This is a genomic window from Pantoea sp. T14 (genome assembly GCF_036663535.1).
In the GTDB taxonomy this organism is placed as follows: Bacteria; Pseudomonadota; Gammaproteobacteria; order Enterobacterales; family Enterobacteriaceae; genus Pantoea; species Pantoea phytostimulans.
On sequence record NZ_JAWUEB010000006.1, the window covers coordinates 20,574 to 27,220 of the forward strand.

6 protein-coding genes and 1 tRNA gene are annotated in these 6,647 nt (G+C 47.7%); 3 read left to right on the forward strand and 4 right to left on the reverse strand.

Features of this window, described 5'->3' with window-relative positions; genetic code table 11:
• The first annotated feature begins 25 nt into the window (after positions 1 to 25).
• Positions 26 to 781 carry a hydroxyacylglutathione hydrolase gene (gloB, locus tag SC127_RS01865; RefSeq protein ID WP_332624948.1) on the forward strand — a complete coding sequence of 252 codons (756 nt, stop codon included), beginning with the start codon at positions 26 to 28 and terminating at the stop codon, positions 779 to 781.
• A gap of 70 nt (positions 782 to 851) precedes the next feature.
• Positions 852 to 2,228 carry a murein transglycosylase D gene (mltD, locus tag SC127_RS01870; protein WP_243080093.1) on the forward strand — a complete coding sequence of 459 codons (1,377 nt, stop codon included), beginning with the start codon at positions 852 to 854 and terminating at the stop codon, positions 2,226 to 2,228.
• Between the two features lie 62 nt (positions 2,229 to 2,290).
• Here mltD and SC127_RS01875 read toward each other — a convergent pair whose 3' ends face one another.
• Both SC127_RS01875 and SC127_RS01880 read right to left on the reverse strand, forming a co-directional pair.
• Positions 2,291 to 3,082, reverse strand: coding sequence for an endonuclease/exonuclease/phosphatase family protein (locus tag SC127_RS01875; protein ID WP_215847550.1), 792 nt, complete (start codon positions 3,080 to 3,082; stop codon positions 2,291 to 2,293).
• 149 nt (positions 3,083 to 3,231) lie between these two features.
• On the reverse strand, positions 3,232 to 4,410 hold the full coding sequence (locus SC127_RS01880) for an MFS transporter (protein ID WP_332624949.1): 1,179 nt from the start codon (positions 4,408 to 4,410) through the stop codon (positions 3,232 to 3,234).
• A 99-nt stretch (positions 4,411 to 4,509) separates the two neighbouring features.
• Between SC127_RS01880 and yafC the strand changes: the two genes are divergently transcribed.
• Positions 4,510 to 5,433, forward strand: a complete 924-nt coding sequence (gene yafC, locus SC127_RS01885; protein ID WP_243080095.1) for a DNA-binding transcriptional regulator YafC — start codon at positions 4,510 to 4,512, stop codon at positions 5,431 to 5,433.
• On the opposite strand, the gene dkgB is transcribed toward yafC, so the two are convergent.
• Entirely contained in the window at positions 5,430 to 6,233 is an 804-nt protein-coding gene (gene dkgB, locus SC127_RS01890; RefSeq protein WP_332624950.1) for a 2,5-didehydrogluconate reductase DkgB, read from the reverse strand. The two genes, yafC and dkgB, sit on opposite strands and share 4 nt — an antisense overlap.
• A gap of 167 nt (positions 6,234 to 6,400) precedes the next feature.
• Positions 6,401 to 6,477, reverse strand: a tRNA-Asp gene (locus SC127_RS01895).
• Positions 6,478 to 6,647: the final 170 nt, after the last annotated feature.

The following is a 6,647-nucleotide window of genomic DNA, read 5'->3' on the forward strand; positions in this document are numbered from 1 at the left end:
TTCCTACGACCTGCGAGAGGTGATTATGAATCTTACCAGTATTCCGGCGTTGCAAGATAACTACATCTGGACGCTGACAGATAATGAAGGAAAATGCCTGATTGTCGATCCAGGCGAAGCGCAGCCAGTGGTGGAAAAAGTCAAAGCCAATGGCTGGCAACCTATCGCAATCTTACTCACGCATCATCATAACGATCACGTAGGTGGTGTGAAAACCCTGCTTGAACACTTCCCTGACATTGAGATTTTCGGACCACAAGAAACCGCAGATAAAGGTGCAAAAACCCTGGTAAGTGAAGGGGATCAGGTGAGTGTGTTAGGCATGACCTTTGACGTGATCGCTACCCCCGGGCACACTTTAGGACATATCTCATATTACAGCGCCCCTTACCTTTTCTGTGGCGACACAATGTTTTCTGGCGGCTGCGGCAGGCTTTTTGAAGGAACTGCAGAGCAAATGTATCAATCATTTCAAAAGCTTAATGCATTACCTGAGGAAACTTTAGTCTGTTGTGCTCATGAGTATACGTTATCCAATTTAACCTTTTCTGCGGCTATTCTGCCTCATGACCCGCAAATTATGGCTGAATTCCAGAAAATTAAGGACTTACGTGCCAAAAACGGCATTAGTTTGCCCACAAAACTGGCGCACGAACGGTCAATAAATTTATTTTTGCGTACGCAAGACCCTGATTTACAACGCGCTTTGAACGTTGATCCTTCAGGAAAGCCGATATGGCATACATTTGCCGTTCTACGCGAGAAGAAAGATAGTTTCTGACATTTCGGGTTGTGTTGTGAAAAGTCGTCAAGTATAGTTGCTCGTCTTTTAAGCGACTATTGACACACACATGAAGGCTAAAGCGATATTACTCGCCTCGGTCTTGCTGGTTGGATGCCAGGCTTCACGGAATGACGCCAACATCCCAGAACAGCATGCCCAGAGTCTGTCTTCAGCTGGTCAAAGTGAAAATGGAAAATACGGAGACGAATTATTGTCACCGCGATGGCAGGAAGATGGAACTGGCCTCGCAGACGACAGTGATCTCTGGAGTTTCATTAGTGACGAGTTGAAGATGGGGATTCCGGAAAACAGCCGGATCCGCGAACAAAAAACAAAGTTTTTAAAGAATAAGAGCTATCTCCACGATGTAACATTACGGGCAGAGCCGTACATGTACTGGATAGTCGAGCAAATACAGAAACGTAAAATGCCGATGGAACTAGTACTGCTACCCATAGTGGAGAGCGCTTTTGACCCTCGCGCAACATCATCCGCCAATGCCGCAGGCATTTGGCAGATCGTTGCTGCTACCGGGCGAAACTATGGTTTGAAACAGAACCAATACTACGATGGTCGACGCGATGTGGTCGCTTCAACCAAAGTTGCACTGGATATGATGCAACGCCTCAACACGATGTTTGACGGTGACTGGTTATTAACCATCGCGGCTTACAACAGTGGCGAAGGGCGTGTATTGAAGGCGATGAAACAGAACAAGGCGCGCGGTAAGCCCACCGATTTCTGGCATCTTTCGCTTCCACGTGAAACCACGGTTTACGTCCCTAAAATGTTGGCTTTGAGTGAGCTACTCAAAAACAACAAGCGTTACGGTATTAAACTGCCAGCACCTAATGAAAGCCGCGCTCTGGCGCGTGTTGAAGTAGGTCAGCAGATGCAGTTGACGCAAGCCGCTGAAATGGCCGGTATGTCGCTCAGTAAATTAAAGAGCTTCAATACGGGCTATAAAGGGGGTGCTACAGCACCAAATGGACCGCACTATATTATGGTGCCTAAGTCCAACGTCGCAAAGTTGCGTAATTCACTGGCTTCCGGTGATATCGCAGCCGTACAGCCAACGCAGCTAGCGAAAGCCAGCGCAACCGGTGGGTACAGAGTGCGCACGGGTGATACGCTTTCCGGTATCGCTAATAAGCTGGGCGTCAGCATTGCCACACTGAAGCAGCAAAACAACCTGCGCAGTGCAGCTATCCAGCCCGGTCAAACATTGAACGTGGGCACTAGCGGCACCAAGCTGGCTGATAACGGCAACAGCATCACCTATCGTGTTCGTAAGGGTGATTCTCTTGGCAGTATTGCAAAGCATCACGGCGTCAATATCAAAGACGTGATGCGCTGGAACAGTGTGCTGGATAACTCAAAAGATATTCAGCCAGGCGATAAGTTAACGCTGTTTGTAAATAATAGCGCAACACCAGATACCTGATACGTCGAAAAGGCTGACAATTGTCAGCCTTTTTCTTTTATACCTTTCTGCTTTACATCAGTTCAGCGTTTCGAGTTGAACTCTACCAGTAATGGATTGTGATCCGAGGCACGAGTCACTAACACTGATGCTTCGCTAACATTCATGTCGCGATAGAAAACAAAATCCAAGGGACGCCCAAACGCTTTACGGCGATGGTCGGCAGTAAACATCACCTCTTCCAGATCCATTTGCTGTGCAAACCGATACAGCGCATTGATACGCTGCCGACTCCAGGCATTAAAATCCCCTGCCATGATAACCGGCCCACGATGATGCGTGATCTGCTCACCAATTGGTCCCAACTGTTTACTGTAAACATCAACGCCAAGGCTAAAATTCACGGCATGGATGTTTACGACCATTAGCATTTCACCGGTCGGTAAAGGATAAGCAGTAATGAGCGCCGACTTTGCGAGCCGTAAGAGCGGTTCACGCTCTCGTAACGGGCAGCAATAGACAGGATGCGCCGAAGCTAAGGTCATGACTCCTGAGGGATGCTGTGGCAGCACGAAAGCAGGAACCTGATCGGCTGCGAGATAGTTGCTGGTAGCAAAACGTACCAGCTCTGGCGTAGTCTGCGCCTCCTGAAGCAAAACCAGATGCGCGTCTTTACCGAATCCCTCTAACACTGTCATCCAGTCTGCACGCTGCTGCTTGAAAATATTCCATACCAATACCTTTAAGTTAGGATTGGCAGGCAGCGGAGCACCGGGAGGAAGCGCTTGTCCGAGATGAAGCATTGCACCCGGCGGGAAGATCTGTTCCGCTGGCTGTCCCGCGACATATCGCATTGCATAAGTTTTTTTCCGCACTTTCCCGCCTGACTAATTACTCAACAAAGTATATCTCTTGTCTGTTATAGGGATTTTAGTACGGGGTTTCAATCAATGTCGGTGAATGTCGGAATTCATCTCATTCTTAATGTGCAAAACAGCCGGCGGATTGCAGGCTGTTTCGGGTTTTATTCCATCACTGGCTCGGAGCTAGGCCGATCAAGGCGGCCACTTAGCCGAATCAATAACAGAGCAGAAAAAACGATAAGCGCGCCAATCCACGGCGTTTGAGACAGCCCATAATGTTGAACTACGTAGCCTCCAATTGTCGATCCTAACGCAATACCGACATTGAAAGCGGCGATGTTCAGCCCTGACGCAACATCAACCGCGCCGGGTGTATAACGTTCCGCTTTCTGTACTACATACACTTGCAGGCCAGGCACATTGCCAAACGCAAATACTCCCATCACCAACACGGTTGCTAAAGCTGCCCAATGAAGTGAGGCAGTGAACTGAAATAGGAGTAACGATAGCGCCAACGCAGCAAAAATCAGGCTGAGCGCCCGTACCGGGCCTTGTGTATCTGCCAGCTTGCCACCCCAAATATTACCGATCGCGACAGACACGCCATAACCGAGCAAAATAATGCCTACTGCCGAAGGTGAGAACCCCGCTAACTGCTGCATGACAGGCGCTAAAAAAGTAAAGGTGGTAAAGACTCCGCCATATCCTAGCGCGGTAATGGCGTAGATCAGCATCAAGCGAGGATTAACTAAGACCTGTGCCTGCTGTAACAGACTCGTGTTTTTAGGTTGGGCGATATTACGCGGAATAAGTATAGCGCTCGCGATTAAAGCTATGATACCCGGCAACGATACAGCGAGGAAACTTTCGCGCCAGCCAAAATGTTGACCAATAAAGGTTCCCATCGGAACACCCGTCACTAAGGCAACGGTTAATCCACCAAACATGATAGCAATGGCGCTGGCGGCTTTATCTTTACTGACCAGGCTGGTGGCAATTGTTGAACCAACAGAGAAGAAAACGCCATGCGCCAGCCCTGTCAGCAAGCGAGCAATGATCAGCGTGTTGTAATCGGGGGCTCGCCAGGCAACGATGTTGCCCATCGTGAACAGCGCCATTAATCCTACAAGTAAATATTTACGCGGTAATTTTCCTGTCAGCGCAGTCAACACTGGCGCGCCTACCGCAACGCCTATTGCATAGATCGATACCAGCATTCCTGCTGAAGGTAAGGTAATGGTCATCTGTTCGGCGATCGTCGGGATCAATCCTACAATGACAAATTCAGTTGTTCCTATAGCGAATGCGCTGATGGTTAGCGCCCAAAGAGCAAGTGGCATAATTAACTCCATCCAATGATTGATGGCCGCTAGTATTGCCGCATGCTTTAATAACAAAAAGATGCAAAATAACAATAGTCTTTTGTCTGGAGGGAAATAGTGAAAGCATCTTCTGAAGAGCTAAAAGTGTTTGTTAGCGTGGTTGAAAGCGGGAGCTTTAGTCGCGCCGCCGAGCAACTGCACATGGCAAACTCGGCTGTAAGTAGGACCATCAAGAAGTTAGAAAATAAGCTCGGCGTTGCGTTGCTTACGCGAACAACACGACATTTAGCGCTAACACAAGAAGGCGAGCGTTATTTCAGACGGGTGCAAAGTTTCTTACAAGAAATGACATCGGCAGAAAATGATTTAATTGAAAGCCGTTACGCACCAAAGGGTTTATTACGAGTGGATGCAGCAACGCCGGTTATTCTTCATCTACTTATGCCAATGATTAAACCCTTCCGCGAACGTTATCCTGATGTCACTTTGTCGTTAATTTCCTCTGAAAGCTTCATCAATTTGATTGAACGCAAGGTGGATGTGGCTATTCGAGCAGGTAATTTAACGGACTCAACACTGCGAGCCAGACTGCTATTTATTAGCTATCGAAAATTGGTAGCTTCACCTGAATATCTTGAAAAAAGGGGGACGCCGCACAATGTTACAGATTTAGATCGCCATGAGTGCCTGGGCTTTGTTGATCCTTCGCGTCTAAATCGCTGGCCTGTTGCCCAGGAAAGCGGTGAGCTTTACGATATTCATTTGGGAATGTCTTCTAATAGCGGCGAGACCATCAAGCAGCTTTGCCTAAACGGCAATGGCATCGCATGTTTGTCTGATTACATGATCGATAAAGAAATTGCTGAGGGAAAGTTAGTGGAGGTATTAGCTGAGCAGCGGCTCCTTGTAGAAATGCCGTTTAACGCGGTTTACTACAGCGACATGGGAGTAAGCCAGCGCGTGCGTGCATTTATTGATTTTCTTAGTGAGTGGATGAGTGAACAGCCCTGGCGCGTGCAGGACTGTTTAAGCAAAACTTAATCCCAGTCAGGTGCCAGTCCTTCAGGACTAACCAAACGATGATTACGATCTAATGAAGCAATCTGCATCATATCATCTTCATCCAGTGTGACTTTTATAGCATCAAGATTACTGACTAAGTTATCACGCTTGGTTGAAGATGGAATAACTGCGTACCCGAGCTGCATAGCCCATGCCAGAACAGCCTGAGCTGCAGTTATCTGATGCTTCATCGCAATGGCTTGAATAACCTCGTTTTTCAAAGCTTCACCATATGCCAGCGTCATATAAGAAGTGATGGGAATAGCATGAGTATTTGCAAAATCTACAACCTGGCGGTTCTGTAAAAAGGGGTGAAGCTCAATCTGATTTGTAGCGATATTTGCAGCACCAACCGCATTAATCGCCTGCTGCATAAGATCTATCGTAAAGTTTGATACGCCTATTTGGCGCGTTAACCCCTGCTGTTTCGCTTCCATAAGAGCTTGCATGCTTTCAGCTACTGAAATTGCTGCGCCTGGAGAAGGCCAATGGATCAGCGTTAAATCGATATAATCAGTTCTTAGCTTTTCTAAACTCTCTTTGAGACTGGTGATCAAATCGTCTTTCGAAAGGTTTTTGACCCATATTTTCGTGGTGATGAATAAGTCATTACGAGCAATGTCACTTTCAGCGATCGCCTGACCAATAGCCGCCTCATTTTCATAGATCTGAGCGGTATCAATGACGTGATAACCAACGTCTAAGGCAGTTTTTACTGAATGAATAACGACATCATTTTGCAAACGGAAGGTCCCAAGACCAAAAGCGGGAATAGACATTTTATCCTCATTAATGTGAACGGAATTATATAATGAGGTCATTTTGACAGGGTTATTCTTGCTGATTAAGCCGCTGATAAGCAGAAGATAATTGATTTTTAATCAACCTACCGCTTTTTGCACAAATGAAAAAGCCCTGACTTTTCAGTCAGGGCTTATCAATTAAGTGGCGGAACGGACGGGGCTCGAACCCGCGACCCCCTGCGTGACAGGCAGGTATTCTAACCAACTGAACTACCGCTCCACCGATTCTGTACTGCCGCCCGCGCTGCAGGCTGCAGGTGTTTCGCCCCCGCCGCGTCACCCGCGGGGTCACGACCAGCGTGCTGGTCTTAAATTGATGCCTGGCAGTTCCCTACTCTCGCATGGGGAGACCCCACACTACCATCGGCGCTACGGCGTTTCACTTCTGAG